The following is a 17,494-nucleotide window of genomic DNA, read 5'->3' on the forward strand; positions in this document are numbered from 1 at the left end:
TTATGTTTTTCCATGAACGATTAACTCTTCAGGTTTTTATGAGTCTTCCGCCTCAATTAAGAATCTCAAATTTTTCCAAATTCCACTGGTACTCTTGCTCTCCTGCAGACAACATAAAGTTGTGAGAACCAGCTGTCAAAAATATTTCCTCACTTTGCATCTGCGAATACTTTGACCACGAACCTGTATTAGGTATCGTTGAGGTAGTTTTGTAGGCTCCATCAACGAAGAACTTAATAACTCGATCTGAATTTGGAGTTGCTACATAATAATTGACTTTGTAATACCCAGAGACAGGAATATTGATATTCTTGTAAGACACCCAGTCTTGCCCATTTACCCAATTTATACCTGTTGCCGTGGCATTCACACCGTCATGGCCACCGGCATCCGTACCCGTCATTGTTCCAGTGTTCGAAAAGTTTTCGGCTTCAACCACAATATTGCTTTCACTTGGCGGATTAACTTCATCAAATGAACGATTAATCGTTCTATCAAAATTGAAAACCTGTAAAGCGACACTGCTCACATATCCTCCTTCATCTGGGAAGCTAACTCGTATTGTGTTAGATTTTTCAACAAAATCATATGGAACAGGAATCTCTAGCAAACCAAAAAAGCTATTTTTATCAGCCTGATCACTCCCACGATAACTAGAGTTAATTGTTAAGGCATTGCCATTGATCGAAACCGTTGGATTTCTGTCCAGGTTAAGTGCACGTCCAATACCTAAACGCAGTACTGCCTCACCATCATTAGTTAATGAAACATCTTTAATGTTATATGTATATGTCGTATCAGCAACAATATTTTGCTTAAACTTTGTTGAATAATATTTATTTTCTATTGAGGAATAGTTTTGAGATAACTTTGAGTTAAAATCATATACTATGATCATGGTTGATTCAGGATTCAACGTCACATTAGGTTTTCGAGATTTTTCAATGCCAATTGACTTCATCACAGGTTTATCTCCATTACCAAGATATAAGTGATTTCCTGTAACAGATTCGATGTTCACAGAAGTATTACCCATTAGATTAAGGTTAATAACTTCCGTAGATTTACTTAAGTTATTTAGAATAAGGTAAAGTTTATCACCTTCTGCGTAGGCATCTGCTTGTATATTGATGTTATTTTGCTTGGTATCTATTCTGGTACCATTTACATCTTTCCAAAGTTCATAAAACTTGATGTAATCAGTCCAAACCCAATTACCCGTAGCACTGTCAGGTTCGTTTTCTTGTCGCATCATCCGTGATGTATAAGGAGTGTTTTCTCCAGTACGTCCCCATTCTGCTTTTAGCGGACCGAAAGGAACAGCTTTTATAATTTTGTCTGGTCTTTCTAGAAACTGCATCAACATTGAGTTAAATGCAGCAATATTTAACCAGTCTCGATAAGGGTTGTATGGTGTTCCTTTTAAATTATGAACTTGCGCCCCGTATTCAGAAATTAAAAATGGACGTTCTTTGTTTACTTTACGACTATAACCTTCGATCATATCTAAGGTTGCTTCAATATTAGCCCCTGTACGGTAATGTTCTCCACCCTGAAATGCCGGTAAATCATATAAGTGAAGGGAGTAAAAATCCATATCATTACCCGTTAGGTCAATAAAATACTTCCAACGCTCATCCCATTGCGAAAAGTTATTTTTCTCTAATTCAGGAAATGCGGTTGTAAATCCACCAACTTTTATATCTGGATTAAATTTTTTGACTTCATTTGCAGCAGATACGTGATAATTAAAAATATCTTCAATTGTTCCGCCGCCATGATAACCCATATCTACTAGAGGCCAAACAGGTTCATTCATCAATTCTAAATACTTTGGTATTGGTCGACCAGTATCGGATCCTGTACCAAAGTAATCTCTGAGAAATCTACCCATAAATTCACCAGTAGAATGGCCAAATGGAACCAATGGAGTAAACTCCCACCCTTTATTCGTTTTACCAGAGCCTGGGTAAAATGGTACATCTTGGGCCGCTGTGATCAATCCCATATCTCGATCTTCGTAGTTACGCCAATTACGATTATCCAACGAGTTTTTATAGCTATTGATTACAACTTGTCCTGCAGCAGTCATACCATAAGGATGGGCATAACCATCACGCGCTGGGTCTTCACCTATCTGATTTAATTGATATTTCATTGCTCCTGTTTCACGTGCAAAGTAAGTATCTAGTTGGTTTAATAGATATTCTTTTTTTTCGTCCTCTCCGTTCCAATCAGATTCAATATTAGCGGAATGCAAAACCATGAATTTTTCTCGATCGAATTTACTGACCCCTCCAACCTCATGCTTAACATCTAAGTTAACATCAACAGTAGTACTCGCGTTAACGTATAACGGAGCCAGTGAAAGAGTAGCCAGTCCAATGCTAATTGCCAGCAATGAATAATGAGCGCGATTACATTTCATTACAATTTCCTAGTAGATAATATGTGTGTATACCTCCACAAGCTTATACATGTTGAACAATCCCAACTAATCTGATCCAAAGTTATGAGATCTGGACAACCAATTAATCAATATGTAGGTGACTTTATGTGATCTGGACAACCAATTTATCGAAATTAGGTGGCATTTATTACACAATTAAGTGCATTAGAATAAATATGTAAAATTATTTTTTTGATCTAGATAGCTTGTCAGATTAGGTTTTTATTGGTTAAGTTTAATCTTTTGTTACTTAAGCTATGTTGAAAATCGCAAACACCCTATTTACATAATAGTTGTATGGTTTTTTCTTGTGGGATTTTACATACATAAATGATAATACTAGATTTTGGGGGGATGCTTATTGTGGAATTAGTAATCTCTATAAATAATGAAGTCCGGTACAGGAATATAAAATTATAATTATATGTTCATCGAGCGTTAATTCTGTTAGTCGAGTAATTGTGGATCAAGATCAATATTGGTAGACTTTGTTGCGTAATTCAATGGAACTAAATCTATAGCCTACGACCTGATCAGCTACATTCATGATCCCTTGTAGTCTCATGCTTAAGTCTCGTACCAAAACAACCAACTGGAAGAAATACAACCTATCACTTATTAACCGTGGTTCTTTTACCTTTTGTTTTGGATTGATGAAGAGGCGATAAGTGACTGGGCGCAAGGTCACGTCGATTTATCGACTCGATATTAACGTGGCAACTTTGTCTCTAAACTGAATTGTGCAACAAAGCCATCGTGATAACCAGATTAGGCTTTCCACTCCGTAATTGTCCCATTTTTCAGAGCTATTACTGCTCCGTTTCTGGGGTGGCCATCTTCCCAAAGTGCTGCATTCTTTCGTAGCGCTATCAACGGGATACAACCTTTCTTTTCCAAAGTCTCGTGGCAATTTTTGGTGTCATATGCTCCATCGGCAGAGACGGTGGTAACCTTTCTGCATAGTGGGTTGAGCAACGTAGATAGAACTTCACTATCGCCAACATTAACAAGGCTGACTTCCGCACTAATGGCTTCATGAGTATCAACAGCTAAGTGTATTTTGCGCCATGTTCTGCGTTTTCTGCACCATGCTTTTTCACTTTCCATTCACCCTCACCAAAGACTTTTAGGCCAGTCGAGTCAATGGCGATATGACGTATCGCCCCCTCTAGATTTATTACGATATTTAACCTGAATCGTCTTCGAGCGTTTACTAATGTAGGTAATGTCAGCAGAACATCAAATAGATCGAAGATCCAGTCGATAAATCCTTGAAGTGCACGTAATGGCAAAGAAAAACTGCCCTTAATCATCAAGGCAGTTTCAAACGCGGTATCTGAGTACTGGAAGTCTCTGCCACGCTTACCATGATGGGTTTTGCATTCCCATGCATCTATGGCTGAGTCATCTCTCCAGAACGAAACCGAACAACGTTTGCACAGAGCCTTGTTGTACTCCGTCCAGTTAGTTATCTTCTTGTTCGCTTTACCCATGTCACCACCATTTCTAACCATCATAGAAGATCAGATCGCAAGACTTGGAAAAGGTTCAATTGATTTAGGCAGCAAGGCCTCCTGCCATTAGAACTAACTCTATTAGGAATTAATCACGAGGTGCATTCAACGATTTCATTTAAACCTATGACGCTTTTTCTAGTCACATTTCAACCAGAATGTTAGTGAGAGTCACTCGCTTTAGAAGATCTCCTTTTTCAAGGAGATGACGGTAGTTTTGAGGTGTGGTGTGGGTGTCGATGGAAGCTAAAAACGAAGTCTTTTCGAAGTGGGCTTCTGTAGAGTATTGATGAGAGTGACGCGCTTTGGAAGATCGTCTTTTTCAAGGAGACGACGGTTTGTTTTGAGGTGTGGTGTGGGTGTCGATGGAAACTAAGAATAGCGACTTTTCGAAACAGATTTCTGTCGAATATTAATAAGAGTCACACGCTTTAGTAGGCCTCCTTTTTCAAGGCGATGACGATTGCTTGGCTAGCTCCTGTGCAGTGAATGCCTTGAAACTATTGATTCCTAAGCATTCACTGTGAAAAAGTTGGGTTATTGCGCTTTGATTGCGGCAATAATCGGGTCGTTAGAAGATTCCATGACTCTTGGGTTCACGCCATAGTGGCGAGTGGTGAAGGTAAAGTCATGACCTTGTGTATCAATATTATTTTGGGCATTGCCGCCACAGTTAAACGATACGGTGATCGTGCCATCACTGTTCTTATCCCATGAATTAGAATTGACGTTCTTTGCGCCTTCTATCAAATATTTGTCGCTGTCATAGGCGGTGATTGAGGTGAAGAACTTATTTTCAGGGTCGTTAAACGTTGCTGTGTAACAAACCGTGGCTTTCATTTTTGGGCTATTGGCGTATTGATTACCGACGAAAGCTTCTGGGCTAGCGCCACCCCACCCTGCTGCGTTTTCCAAGTTCCACTGATGTAGGTCCGTCACTTTGTCTGATGTACGTGGGAAGGTATAAGTAAACCTTTCCATGCTGTTCACTTCTGCCGTGTATTTTTTTACCCATGCTTCAACGTCATCATAGTTATAAGGTTGAGTCTGGTAATCTGTCGCGAAGTTGAATTCATCGACGTTAACTTTATCTAACTGTTTAACCGCATTATCAATGCCGTTTTCTGTGCCTGAACGATAAATCACGAATGCGTAATCAGATTCGACAGGCAAGCTATATTGACCATCTTCCACGACATAATGCTGGCCATGACCGCGTTCTGTGACCACTTGCACGGCCATATAATTGTTGGTCTTTGGAATATCAAACGTCACGTTGCCGTTGGTCGCTTTGACAATGGCAACGCCGTACAAGGTGTCGTCATTCATTTGAACGGTTGGGGCCGCTTTGCCGCGCGGAGGTAGCCCTTGCATGATGACAAACTGTTCGGTTGCACCCTGACTCGCCCAATTGCGATAATTCCGAGCCGTTTCAGCATGTGTAAAATTGTCTTGAGTGACCTCAAGGGTTGTCATTGTTTCATTGGCGAAAGTGGAGCCAACGAATAGCGTGCTTACCATCAGGGATAATGTTGTCAGTTTTATAGTCGTCATAGTCTCTCACCGTGCTTATTTAGGGTTTCAACAGCTAGCCAATGAGACGAGTCCTTCAGATACCTGGCGTATGTTGATTCTGTCTTGCCGCATCAACGATAATTAGCAGTCTAACTCGCCGCGACATGTCCAAATTTAGTGCGCTAGTGATATGTTTTCAAATGACTCTTAGTTATTCATGATATGCGCGTAACACATATCGTGAATTAACTATACGACGAGAAGCATCCACATTCACTACTTACATCAACTTATTGGTCATCGCTTTAACAAGCAGCATTACAGGTTCGGTATCATGAACCCTTAGTTGGCAATCGTAGCCTTAGATAGGTTGCTCAACACCCCTGATATTTTGTTAATAACCTCATCACAACCCGTAATGTTATGGCGTTTTTTCAGGTAGTTAGGATCGTTGTAAGACAGCCACACTTTGTTGTCGGCATCTTCACTGACCATAATTTTTTGAGGTAGATCGATGGCAACAGTCTGCGCACATTGCATCAAAGGTGTGCCCACTTTGGGGTTGCCAAAAATAATGACTTCCGTTGGTCTTAGCTCTAGGTCGACCTTGCTGGCATTTTTTTGATGATCGATCCGGGCAAATAATGTCAGTCCTTTACTTGCCGCAATATTCTCAAAACGGTCCGCGGTTTCCTTAACTGAATAAGGGCTTTCATATGTCATCAACCCCTCTACCGCAGCCGCCGAGAATGACGCGGCCAGTAAAGCGATACCCAGTGTGATTTGTTTTTTCATTGTCGTCCCTCTCTGGTTAAGTTCGTTTCGTGTCCATCGTAAAGCGTACTTGATGCACTGATTACTGCCCAAACTTTAGCCGTATTTTGTCGAATAAAACGAGAAATATGCCACAAACTGGCACGTCTTTTACCCGTCAAGATCACCATTGCGGTCACGCCGCACTGAGTGAGTTAATTATTTAGGTTTAGTTCTTGCCCCTAGTTCATGCTGACTATTAATTGATAGGTCACCATCACGAAGAACATTACCGCCGTTGAATAAAACGTGAGTGCAAAACCAAACGACCTTGCAGGCGCGCCGTGACGATAACCGAGGAAAAAGAACACACGCCCGATGGCAAATAGTATTGAACATAGCGGTACAACAGATAACCACGACGCAGGCATTAACAAACACCACACTGTATAGACCCCGCCCGCAATAACGAGTTGTTCTAATGTATTTTGAAGCAGGCTTTGCAGTACCTTGGCTTCTTCAGAGCCGGAAGTCAGCCCACTCCCATCGATGTCTTCTGGGCTAAGAAAACGAAATTTTGCCAGGCGGCCAATGGAAACAATAAGAAGTAAGATCGGCAATATCAACGCGCCCGCTAAAATCGACAATCTTTCTTGTGGTTGATTTACCTGAGAGTAGTTAAGTGGATCATCTATCATCGCCATAAAAATCACAATGACCGACACCAACATTGCTGCTGCCATGCCCTTAAAAACGCCTTTTTGCTTAGTTGATAACGCCATCATGTCCTCAATATAGAGCGGCTTTCATTAAGGCCTAATCATAATTAAAGCCGTACAAGCTAAGTCTCTCAACACGAATGAGCATGCATGTGAGGTGTGTCTACAGTTTCTGCGCAAGGATCAAAAAAGAGTCAACGATTTCACGTTAACTCTTCGAAGGGATGGAGCATAAAAACAAATGACGTTTAAATAATGATAATAAATACAATAAAATACGGCAGTACTCACTAATAGGAAGCAAACGCTCAACCAAGACACGATTGTCAAAAAAGGTGTCCATACCTCTTAACCAAACAATAGATTTAAAGTGTGGCGCTGAACTGTTGCAATAAATCTCGCTGCTGCTCAGTTAAGTCAGTGGGCGTATCCACTTGGATAGTCACGAGTAGATCCCCGGTAACCCCTTTGCGATTCGTCACACCTTTGCCTGTCATTTTAAACTTGCGGCCAGTCTGAGTCCCAGCTGGAATCTTAAGTTTAAAGCGGCTGTCTAATACTTGTACTTCTGCGTCCCCACCCAATGCCGCCGTTACCATGTCGATATTCGTGGTGCGACTGAGGTTATCGCCATCACGTTGCAGATAAGCGTGAGGACGGGTGTTAATCGCAATAAAGAGATCGCCGGCGGGTCCGCCATTGATGCCAATACCGCCTTTACCTGAAAACCTTAGTTTCTCTCCATCCTTGATGCCCGCGGGGATCTTCACGTTGATTTTTTTCTGCTCGCCTTGGATAGGAATCTCAACCACTTTTTCCGCACCTTGCACGGCATCCACAAAGTCTACGGTCAGTGTAAACTCACTGTCTTGCCCTTTGCGTGGGCGAGCCGGACCACCGCGGCCTTGTGAGAATATATCCTCAAAACCACCGAATCCTTGGGACGAATGGAACGATTGCCCTTGTTGCCTAAAAGCGCCGCTGAAAATATCGTCAAAGCCCCCGCCGCCACCAAAACCGCCGCCATTGAAACCAGCGTGGTGTGAGTGAGACTCTTGTTGACGGTGTCCTCCTTGTTCAAAGGCAGCATGACCAAATTGATCATATTCTTGGCGCTTTTCTTTGTCCGTTAGAATTTCGTACGCTTCTTTAACTTCTTTGAATTTTTCTTCTGCTGTTGCATCGTCCGGGTTTTTATCCGGATGGTATTTCATCGCCAGCTTTTTATAAGCCTTTTTGATTGCTTTTTCTGAGGACGTCTTTGAGACACCTAATACGGTGTAATAATCTCGTTTGGACATGTCAGCTCCTCACTTAATTTTGTTCAAGATAAAAAAAGAGCGTATGAGTAACCCATACGCCCTAATGACTAATAAGTGGTGTACTTATGAAACATGCCCAACAGTAAACCCGTGAGTTTATTGCTGGGCTTGGGCGTTATTTCACTTCTTCGAAATCTGCTTCAACAACGTCTTCGTCGGCATTCGACTTAGCGTCTGCTTTCGCATCATTCGGTTCAGCTTGCGCCTGTTCCGTCAGTTTTTGAGCCGCCGCCATTAGCGCCTGAGCTTTCGTATCGATGGCTTCTTTGTCATCACCTTTGCTTGCTTCTTCAACCTCAGTGATTGCCGCTTCAATCATCGTTTTATCTTCTGCAGCCAAAGCTTCACCCGCATCTTGCAATTGTTTACGTGTACCGTGAATCAATTGATCTGCTTGGTTACGTGCCGTTGCTAACTCTTCGAACTTTTTGTCCGCTTCTTTGTTCGCTTCCGCTTCTTGAACCATTTTCTCGATATCTGCATCGCTCAGGCCACCAGACGCTTGAATGGTGATTTTCTGCTCTTTACCTGTCGACTTGTCTTTTGCCGACACGTTCAAGATACCATTCGCATCGATATCGAAAGTCACTTCAATTTGTGGAATACCACGCGCCGCTGCTTGAATGCCTTCTAGGTTAAACTGACCCAGTGACTTGTTGTGCATCGCTTGCTTACGCTCACCTTGCACGACATGAATCGTCACAGCATTTTGGTTGTCTTCAGCCGTAGAGAAAACCTGATTCGCTTTTGTTGGAATCGTTGTGTTCTTCTCAACCAGCTTCGTCATTACGCCGCCCATGGTTTCGATACCAAGAGACAGTGGCGTCACATCAAGAAGCAATACGTCTTTCACATCACCTGCAAGTACGCCACCTTGAACCGCCGCCCCCATCGCAACTGCTTCATCTGGGTTCACGTCTTTACGTGGTTGTTTGCCGAAGAACTCAGTGACCTTAGCTTGAACCATCGGCATACGCGTTTGGCCACCCACTAGAATAACGTCGTTGATGTCGCTGACTGATAGATCCGCATCAGCGAGTGCCACTTTAAGTGGTTCAATCGAGCGTTGTACTAGATCTTCCACTAGAGATTCTAGTTTTGCACGCGTCACTTTCACGTTCATGTGCTTAGGACCGGTTGCATCTGCCGTTACATACGGTAGGTTCACATCCGTTTGAGAAGTAGACGAAAGCTCAATTTTTGCTTTCTCAGCCGCTTCTTTCACACGTTGCATCGCAAGCGGATCGTTCTTAAGATCGATACCTTGTTCTTTCTTGAACTCATCAACCAAATAGTTGATCAAACGGTTATCAAAGTCTTCACCACCTAGGTGTGTGTCACCGTTCGTTGCCAATACTTCAAAGGTTTGTTCACCTTCTACTTCATCGATTTCGATGATTGAGATATCGAATGTACCACCACCAAGGTCATACACCGCGACAGTGCGATCGCCGCCTTTTTTATCCAAACCGTATGCCAAAGCCGCGGCGGTAGGTTCATTGATGATACGTTTAACTTCTAGACCAGCAATACGACCAGCATCTTTGGTTGCTTGACGCTGTGCATCGTTAAAGTAAGCCGGAACCGTAATGACGGCGCCTGTCACTTCTTCACCAAGGAAGTCTTCTGCGGTTTTCTTCATTTTTTTCAAGATTTCAGCCGAGACTTGAGGCGCGGCCATTTTTTGGCCTTTCGCTTCTACCCATGCATCACCGTTATCTGCCTCAATAATTTTATAAGGCATGATTTCGATATCACGCTGAACTTCTTTGTCTTCAAAACGACGACCGATAAGACGCTTGATGGCAAATAGCGTATTTTCTGGGTTTGTGACCGCTTGACGTTTTGCTGGCTGGCCAACTAATGTTTCGCCGTCGGTATAGGCAACAACCGATGCGGTTGTACGCTCGCCTTCCGCGTTTTCGATGATACGTGGTTTGTCGCCGTCTAAAACCGCAACACAAGAGTTTGTTGTACCTAAGTCAATACCAATAATTCTACTCATAATAATACCCTTTTCGATTTCGCATTAATTTTTATAATGCAAAACCTGTTAAATTTGATGAAAATTTCCCTAGATGCAGCGTGAAGTATTTCAATCGCTGCATCATTACTCAGAAAAGTTAATAAAAATCTGATGACTGCGTTTCCGTTACTTAATAGGTAAGGATTGCACTTGATGAATTCAAATGTAATTGTGAAATAATTCCTATTTATAACAAAAAACGCGTTGTACCTTGCTTGTCCAGGGTGACTTATTGCGCGCCGGACTGGCTAATCGCAATACTTCTAGGCTGCATGGCTTCCGGTACTTCACGGACTAAATCAACATGAAGTAAGCCGTTTTCCATACTGGCCGCTGATACTTTCATATAGTCAGCAAGCTGAAACTTGCGCTCGAAGTTACGCTCAGCGATGCCTTGATAGACATAGTTCGGTTTAGTGTCGGCTGGTTTTATTTCACCAGACACAATCAACATATTTTCGTTTTGAGTAAGGCTCAGCTTATCTTCTGAAAATCCGGCCACAGCCATCGTGATTCGATAGTTGTGTTCGTCTTTCTGCTCGATGTTATAGGGTGGGTATCCATTCGAGGTGTTTTTGTTTGTATTGCTCTCAGCGAGATTAAACAAACGATCAAAACCAATGGCATGACGGTATAGGGGAGATAAATCTACATTACGCATAATACTATCCTTTAAGTTAAGCAATAGTTCTCAATGCTTTTAAAGCAAAGAGAGCAAACACATACTCCTAGCCGAATAGGCATCGTTGGACATACGGTTTACCAGTTAAAAAACGAAAGTCACATTTCTGGTTCTTCAGAATGGTCATTTCGCACCACGACTATTTGTTCCCTACAAGAGGCGAACATTGTCGTAAATGAACTCCGTTTGGCAGTTCGTGTAATCAATATATGCTTCCGGCGTAGCATTGTCAACAGCATTAGTAATAATAATTAAAATAAAACCATCAAAAGGCACAAATCAATAGCTACAACCAATCAAACATACAATAAAAGAGTCTCAATGTTAACGATTGAATGCTAGCAATACGCATAGTTCGCGTCCTCACGCTGTCTCAGTAGGTACATATCACCGCCTTTGACAGCAGTAACCCACTGTTGAACAACGTTAATAAGGGATTTAGCCGATTTCGCTAACTTCATTCGAGTAAATAGATTAAAATAGCCGGCTATTTTCTTTGCTTGAGTCTTTTATATTCATGACCGCTATCACTATGCCTGCCAACTTTACAGAACTTGGCCTCATTCCACCGTTAGTCGCGCGACTAACAGAACTGGAATACCAACAGCCAACGCCTATTCAAGCACAAGCAATTCCGAGTGTATTAGCTGGACGTGATCTCATTGCAGGGGCAAATACGGGCTCAGGCAAAACCGCCACTTTCGCATTGCCTATGTTGCAGCAGCTTTTTGAACAAACCGAAAACAGCAGTAAACAAGGCAAGGGAAACTACGTGTCTGGACTTGTTTTAGTCCCAACCCGTGAACTTGCAAAGCAGGTTGCTGATAACATTAAATCTTACGCCGTGCATTTTAACGGTGCGCTTAAAACCGTTGCGGTTTTTGGTGGCGTTTCCGCTAACACACAAATGCTGGCGCTGCGCGGTGGCACTGATATTTTGGTCGCGACCCCTGGTCGTCTGCTCGACTTGATTTCAAGTAATGCGATTAAGCTTGATCGCGTTAAAACCTTGGTACTTGATGAAGCTGACCGAATGCTAAGCCTTGGCTTTACCGAAGAGCTGGCTCAATTGTTGGCGTTAGTACCGCAGAAAAAGCAGACCTTGTTATTTTCAGCCACTTTCCCTGAGCAAGTACAAGAACTGACTCAAGCACTATTGAACGACCCTGTTGAAATACAGCTGCAAAGCGCAGATTCAAGCACCCTAGTTCAGCGTGTTTTCACGGTAAACAAAGGCGAAAAAACGGCATTGCTAGCGCATTTGATTGAACAGCACCAATGGCGACAAGCGCTTATTTTTGTTAACGCCAAAAACAGCTGCAATCACTTGGCAGAAAAGCTATCAAAACGCGGCATTACTGCCGAGGTGTTCCACGGTGATAAAGGCCAAGGCGCTCGTAGTCGTGTGCTTGAAGCGTTCAAGGCGGGCGAGATTGATGTATTAATTGCCACTGATATTGCCGCTCGCGGTCTCGATATTGAAAAACTGCCAGTTGTGATTAACTTTGATATGCCAAGAAGCCCATCTGACTATATGCACCGTATTGGCCGAAGTGGTCGTGCTGGGGAAGTTGGTTTAGCATTATCGCTGATCGATTACGAAGATTATCACCACTTCAAAGTCATCGAAAAGAAAAACAAGATCCGATTAGAGCGTGAGCAAGTTGAAGGGTTTGAGGTTGATGAAGAGGCGGTTGAAGCCTTATTGGCCGCGACCAAGCCTGTCGCCAAACCAGCAGGTACTGGTAAGAAGCATAAGAAAAATAATTACTTATATAATCTTTAATAGGTAAGTCATTGTTGGGTCGGTTAGTACGGTTACCGCGTACTGAGTAAGACCATCGCCTGAATAGCACGCTCGGTGTTATTTAGGCGATTCAGCAGTAACTTTGGTCACAGAGCCGAAAGCCTTGATCTGTCTCTATCTCTAAAACCGTATGACATTCCAGCGTGTGATATTCAAGCATATAGCGCGTATTTTTTCGCCTCTCCACTAAATCCCGTCGCAATACTCTGCTCTAATCTCACATTATCGTTAAAGTTAATGCGAAAACTGGCCCCAGCGAGTAAACTTGACCCTTAGATTAAAGACCCGCTAGAGAAGGAGAATCAGTAATGACTCATGAAACCAAAACAATGGAAGTGCCTGTTGCAATCGCAGATAGAGTGCAGGCTTTGATTGATGCCTTTGAAGCTAAAGAGAAGTTTAATTCTGAGCGAACAGTTGTCGTTAACAATTTCCTTGCCATGGATAAACTCAGCTGTGAGATGGCGGTTTATAGCCTATCTCAAGACGAATTATTAGATACACTGCGCTTCGTGTATGAATTATCTGGTACCAATAGCCGATTCGTAAAGAATATCCTAACTCAATCCAGAGAAAACCCTACGAAAGTCCTGTCTGACGCTCAGCGTTCTTCTGCAAAGAGTCTATTATTTAACCTGATAAATGACCCTTCTGTTGTTTCTGCAATGAAAGAGCTTTAGTCATAATACGGTATTCAAGCCTATTAATGCGTTACGGTTAATGCTGTGAATCTGCGGTTAAACGTGATCATTAAAAACAAAGGCGAACCTTACGGTTCGCCTTTGTTTTTTTAACACTCAAGATGTCATCTCATCACAGTAAAAAGTGACCTTGTTAGCGATAACCCAGATTAAAACCCTGCCAAGTTCAGCGTTACCGAGTCACCTAACCAATACGCATACTCGGTATGATCAAGCAAATCGTCACCCGTCACAGGGTGAACCAAGACACTCAGCCCTTCTCTATGGTGTTCTAACCAAGCCACTAACGCTTCAAAGTCAGCACTTGTGAACAAAATCTGACAACTCCACACTGGATGCGGGCCCACTGGTTTTTGATTGACTCTACCAATGTCTAAACCAAATGTAGCCCCTGCTTGCTGGCATAAGTCAGAAGCAAACTCTAACGTCTCGTGAGTGAAATAAACATGCGCATGGTAATTGTCATGGCTATTAATTGGTCGTTTAGGGGTCGTCATGTTTAGTACCTGTTTTCTTATATTTACGTAGTGCGGGAGCTTAACGTTAAGTGCCGAGTCAAACAACATTTTCTCTTCCTATGACCCGTTTAACCAACTGAAATATAGCGGATTAAAGCAGCAGCTATGTGAATGATTTTTCTCTCCGACTCAGACTGAAGGCAAGTCATAGAAGGCTCAAAGTGCAAATCGTAAACCCACTAAAAACGTATTCTCTGGTAAATATCGAGCATCGGAATGAGAGGTCTGCAAGTCCGTTTTAAACTCAGTGTATACTGGGACTTCATCATGTTGAAGACGCAAACCGACGTTTGAGCTGAATCCTAAATGCGCATCTTTGTTGTTATTAGGAATGATGGTATTTGGATTCTCCATCACGCCTGCCGTCATCCCCGCCTCAACAAACGGACGGAGCTCAAAGCCTTGTGATAAAGCAAAGTTATAACCCAACTCCAGAGCAAAGCCACCGCCCGTGTAATCAAGATCGTTGTCTGCCCCTTTGTACATATCAAAATTTAGCCCTATGTATTGGTTTAGCTCTAAGCCCACGGTGACATTCGCCGCGGATTCATCCCCTCCTAATGAGGTATAACCAATACCCCCACGAAATTTCAGGTCAGCGTTTTCTTCATGTGCATGAGTGATACCCGAAAAAAGTAGGGCGAACATTGCCAAGATAGAAATGAAACGAATATTTTTCATGTGCGAATTCCTCTAGATTAAAAGAACTCACGTCCTTGTGCGGTATTTAACAAGGATATTGGTTAGCCCCTTGGCGATAAATAAACCAAACTAATGTTCACATATAAATGAGATGGAGGGATGACCGACAACGGTCGATTCGCGTTTTCAGCCGTTCTCTATTTAAAGCGATATATATTTCAACCTAGAGCGATTTCCACCTATCTCCGTTTTAATCTATCGCTATCTCAGCCAACAAAAAAGCGAGCCCGTAGGCTCGCTTTTGGTGTCTCATCGATGTCTCAACAATTACTTGTGAGAAACCTCAAGATTGTAGAATGTTGCTTGAACGTAGTCGTCCGCATCACCCGAACGGTTTTGGTTATAAACACCTGCTTTAAAGTACATCCATTGGTCAGCTAACTCGTAACCTGAGTTCTGCATATCAACCTTCTGAACGACATCAGGCTTGCCTTCACGGCTAACCGTTACTGTCATGTCCGAACCCACAACATCAATCTCGTAAGAGAATTTTTCGCCCAAAGCAATACCGTCATCGTAAGAAGGTTGGATATCTTTTCCGCTCTGTTTCCAATAATTCGGTGTCGTAGGGCCTATCATTGGGAAGGTAATGTCATCGCCACCATTTGGCTCATGACTGATCCAAAGCGAACCTGTTTCATGGTTTGGTAGTTTTCTGTAGTAGATTTTAACCGGCTCGTCATCTGGCGCGTGAATCTGACCAATAATGACTCGGCCTTGCTGCCAGATCTCACCTGTGCTTGTCACGTGATCAACAGAAAGCGTTGCTTTCAAGTTACCATCAACACCACCAGCATTTTTAAGCGAGTCTTCAGATACATTGCTACTGAATACCCAGTTGTTTGGCGCAACACCTTTTGTTTTATGGCTTGTATCGCCACAACGCATCATTTCACGAAGTTCTGAACGAACATACTTTGTGTTTTCTGATGTCTTGATGCCTTGAATCGGAGAGCGGAAAACCACACCGTCTTTCGCTTCATTGACATAGAAGTAATCGTCATTCATTACCCCTTTGGCGATGTCTTGCTCGCTAAATTCTGTTGGGCGTGAGCCATTGTCCAACGACACTGGCAATGTCACTTTCCAGCACGAAAGATCCAGAACCTCGGCAGGTGTTGTCTTATCAGCGTATGCACTTGACGTGGCTAATGCACCGACCATAACCAAAGCTAATGGGGTAATTTTCATTCTATTTCCTTGTTACTCAAGTTTGAATAATGATTTGTATTACAATATTACTCATACTACTTAATCCGATAAAAAGGGGTCAATGAAATAGAGGGCTAAATGTGACATGACCCAGCACTATTCACCTTAAAATCGTCATACATCATCATAAAATAGCGACAAAAGATGTCCTGGTGTTACTAAACATTTCCAATAGAGATAGTATGGTTTCTTATTATCGCCACATATTCTGTCTGTATACCGCCAATAATTGTCGATAATTTTTGATTTTCTCTGTGGAATGATACTTTTTTTGATTTTTAAATCCGTTTCGAGTCCATCGCGCTGACCAATACCGCGATTAGATCCCATCAGCTAGCCATCTTTTCAATACTATTTAAGCCCGCGCTAAACAAAACGATATAACCCACTCATTGAGATCACATTCAACGAAAAAGTAACCATACTCGGATGGGTACCCCCAACGCTCAAAGAAAGGGACGATGACCTATAAATAAGAAAGAGCGACGAATTATGGGTCAATCGGGAGGGAGTACGGTTGACTTCTCTGCGCAAAATGAGCAGAGAAGTCATTCAATGTTCGAGCAAGTGACGTGAATGAGGCCAATTGCTCAGCCCCATTGTTCGATGATATGCGGTTTCTTTCTACTCGTGATTTTTTAGATGCTTTACTCGCCAGCGATAAAGTTGAGTAATGCTTGATTAGTAGGAAGTGCCGTCATGGCGCCTTTTTGCGTCGTCGCCAATGCGCCACAGGCATTCGCCCATTTGACCGCTTCAACGATGGTCTCAATACGATTCCAATCGTCCGCTTGTGCCAATCGACAAATTAACCCGCCAACAAACGCATCGCCTGCTCCTGTGGTATCGGTTGGTTGCATTTTCTTACCGGCAATCAACTGTTGTTTACCATTATGAATAACGAGTGCGCCTTTTGCACCTTGCGTCACCAGTACCAAAGGGATATTCAATAGCGATATTTCGTCCACTCCTTGCTGCAGGGTGTCGGTCTCAGTAAGAAACATCAGTTCATCGTCAGAGAACTTTACGACATCAGCCAGCTGCACTGCTGACATAACAACGGAACGAATCTCAGAGGGATCGCTCCACACCTCATCGCGAAGGTTCGGATCAAAGCTCACGAACCCGCCCGCTGCTTTTATCTGTCTCATCGCATGCAAGCTGCTGCTACGACTTGGCCCACCCGCTAAAGCAATGGAACACAAATGAAGCCATTGATATGGACTAAATTCAGGCACATCGTCTTGAGATAAGAACTGATCAGCACTTGGCTTTACCATAAATGTAAAACTGCGCTCGCCATTTTCATCAAGATCAACGATGACCGTCGATGTGCGTTGCTTGTCATCGAGGATTAAAGTTTCAGCGCTGACACCCTCGTCAGACAATACTTGCTTCATAAATCGACCAAGCGGATCGTTACCAACTCGGCCGAAAAAGGCACTATCCCCACCTAACCGTGACACCGCGACAGCCACATTAGCAGGCGCGCCACCAGGACATTTGAGGTAGCTCAATTCCCCATCGGGGATGAGGTCAACAACCGCGTCGCCAGACAACCATACTCTATTCAC

15 protein-coding genes and 1 pseudogene are annotated in these 17,494 nt (G+C 42.9%); 3 read left to right on the forward strand and 13 right to left on the reverse strand.

Going from position 1 to position 17,494, the window contains the following annotated elements; genetic code table 11:
• Window positions 1–52: 52 nt before the first annotated feature.
• The gene (locus tag AB4405_RS18325; RefSeq protein ID WP_372062242.1) at window positions 53–2,428 is read right to left on the reverse strand and encodes a carbohydrate-binding protein; all 2,376 of its coding nucleotides are present in this window, start codon (window positions 2,426–2,428) and stop codon (window positions 53–55) included.
• Window positions 2,429–3,012: 584 nt separating this feature from the next.
• On the opposite strand from AB4405_RS18325, the pseudogene AB4405_RS18330 reads away from it, so the two are divergent.
• Window positions 3,013–3,131, forward strand: a pseudogene (locus AB4405_RS18330) (IS5/IS1182 family transposase); the annotation flags it as partial.
• 86 nt (window positions 3,132–3,217) lie between these two features.
• On the opposite strand, the gene AB4405_RS18335 reads toward AB4405_RS18330, so the two are convergent.
• The 8 genes from AB4405_RS18335 to AB4405_RS18370 all read right to left on the reverse strand — a co-directional run bounded on the left by AB4405_RS18335 (window position 3,218) and on the right by AB4405_RS18370 (window position 10,959).
• Window positions 3,218–3,556 (reverse strand): transposase, encoded by a 339-nt coding sequence (locus AB4405_RS18335; RefSeq protein ID WP_372062244.1) that lies wholly within the window; start codon window positions 3,554–3,556, stop codon window positions 3,218–3,220.
• Window positions 3,499–3,966: a transposase gene (locus AB4405_RS18340; protein ID WP_372062246.1), complete on the reverse strand. Its 468-nt coding sequence runs from the start codon at window positions 3,964–3,966 to the stop codon at window positions 3,499–3,501. Before AB4405_RS18340 ends, AB4405_RS18335 begins: the two co-directional genes overlap by 58 nt.
• Window positions 3,967–4,500: 534 nt before the next feature.
• Window positions 4,501–5,517, reverse strand: a complete 1,017-nt coding sequence (locus AB4405_RS18345) for a DUF1254 domain-containing protein (RefSeq protein WP_372062247.1) — start codon at window positions 5,515–5,517, stop codon at window positions 4,501–4,503.
• Between the two features lie 303 nt (window positions 5,518–5,820).
• Window positions 5,821–6,273 (reverse strand): DUF302 domain-containing protein, encoded by a 453-nt coding sequence (locus AB4405_RS18350; RefSeq protein WP_372062248.1) that lies wholly within the window; start codon window positions 6,271–6,273, stop codon window positions 5,821–5,823.
• A 200-nt stretch (window positions 6,274–6,473) separates the two neighbouring features.
• The gene (locus tag AB4405_RS18355) at window positions 6,474–7,016 is read right to left on the reverse strand and encodes an MAPEG family protein (RefSeq protein ID WP_372062249.1); all 543 of its coding nucleotides are present in this window, start codon (window positions 7,014–7,016) and stop codon (window positions 6,474–6,476) included.
• A gap of 299 nt (window positions 7,017–7,315) precedes the next feature.
• Window positions 7,316–8,251: a DnaJ C-terminal domain-containing protein gene (locus tag AB4405_RS18360; protein WP_372062251.1), complete on the reverse strand. Its 936-nt coding sequence runs from the start codon at window positions 8,249–8,251 to the stop codon at window positions 7,316–7,318.
• Between the two features lie 136 nt (window positions 8,252–8,387).
• The gene (gene dnaK / locus AB4405_RS18365) at window positions 8,388–10,277 is read right to left on the reverse strand and encodes a molecular chaperone DnaK (RefSeq protein WP_372062252.1); all 1,890 of its coding nucleotides are present in this window, start codon (window positions 10,275–10,277) and stop codon (window positions 8,388–8,390) included.
• 250 nt (window positions 10,278–10,527) lie between these two features.
• Complete coding sequence (locus tag AB4405_RS18370; RefSeq protein ID WP_372062253.1) at window positions 10,528–10,959, reverse strand: Hsp20 family protein; 432 nt, start codon at window positions 10,957–10,959, stop codon at window positions 10,528–10,530.
• A gap of 538 nt (window positions 10,960–11,497) precedes the next feature.
• Between AB4405_RS18370 and AB4405_RS18375 the strand changes: the two genes are divergently transcribed.
• Both AB4405_RS18375 and AB4405_RS18380 read left to right on the forward strand, forming a co-directional pair.
• A complete protein-coding gene (locus AB4405_RS18375; RefSeq protein ID WP_372062254.1) occupies window positions 11,498–12,766 on the forward strand; it encodes a DEAD/DEAH box helicase in 1,269 nt (422 codons plus the stop codon).
• 329 nt (window positions 12,767–13,095) lie between these two features.
• Window positions 13,096–13,467, forward strand: a complete 372-nt coding sequence (locus tag AB4405_RS18380) for a hypothetical protein (protein WP_372062255.1) — start codon at window positions 13,096–13,098, stop codon at window positions 13,465–13,467.
• Window positions 13,468–13,637: 170 nt separating this feature from the next.
• Here AB4405_RS18380 and AB4405_RS18385 read toward each other — a convergent pair whose 3' ends face one another.
• The 4 genes from AB4405_RS18385 to AB4405_RS18400 form a co-directional block, all read right to left on the reverse strand.
• Window positions 13,638–13,985: a DOPA 4,5-dioxygenase family protein gene (locus AB4405_RS18385; protein ID WP_372062256.1), complete on the reverse strand. Its 348-nt coding sequence runs from the start codon at window positions 13,983–13,985 to the stop codon at window positions 13,638–13,640.
• A gap of 177 nt (window positions 13,986–14,162) precedes the next feature.
• A complete protein-coding gene (locus tag AB4405_RS18390) occupies window positions 14,163–14,687 on the reverse strand; it encodes an acyloxyacyl hydrolase (protein WP_372062257.1) in 525 nt (174 codons plus the stop codon).
• Window positions 14,688–14,975: 288 nt separating this feature from the next.
• Entirely contained in the window at window positions 14,976–15,899 is a 924-nt protein-coding gene (locus AB4405_RS18395) for a polysaccharide lyase family 7 protein (RefSeq protein WP_102532540.1), read from the reverse strand.
• Window positions 15,900–16,567: 668 nt separating this feature from the next.
• Window positions 16,568–17,494: an aminoimidazole riboside kinase gene (locus AB4405_RS18400; RefSeq protein ID WP_372062259.1), complete on the reverse strand. Its 927-nt coding sequence runs from the start codon at window positions 17,492–17,494 to the stop codon at window positions 16,568–16,570.

This window comes from Vibrio sp. 10N.261.51.F12, assembly GCF_041471725.1.
Classification (GTDB): domain Bacteria; phylum Pseudomonadota; class Gammaproteobacteria; order Enterobacterales; family Vibrionaceae; genus Vibrio.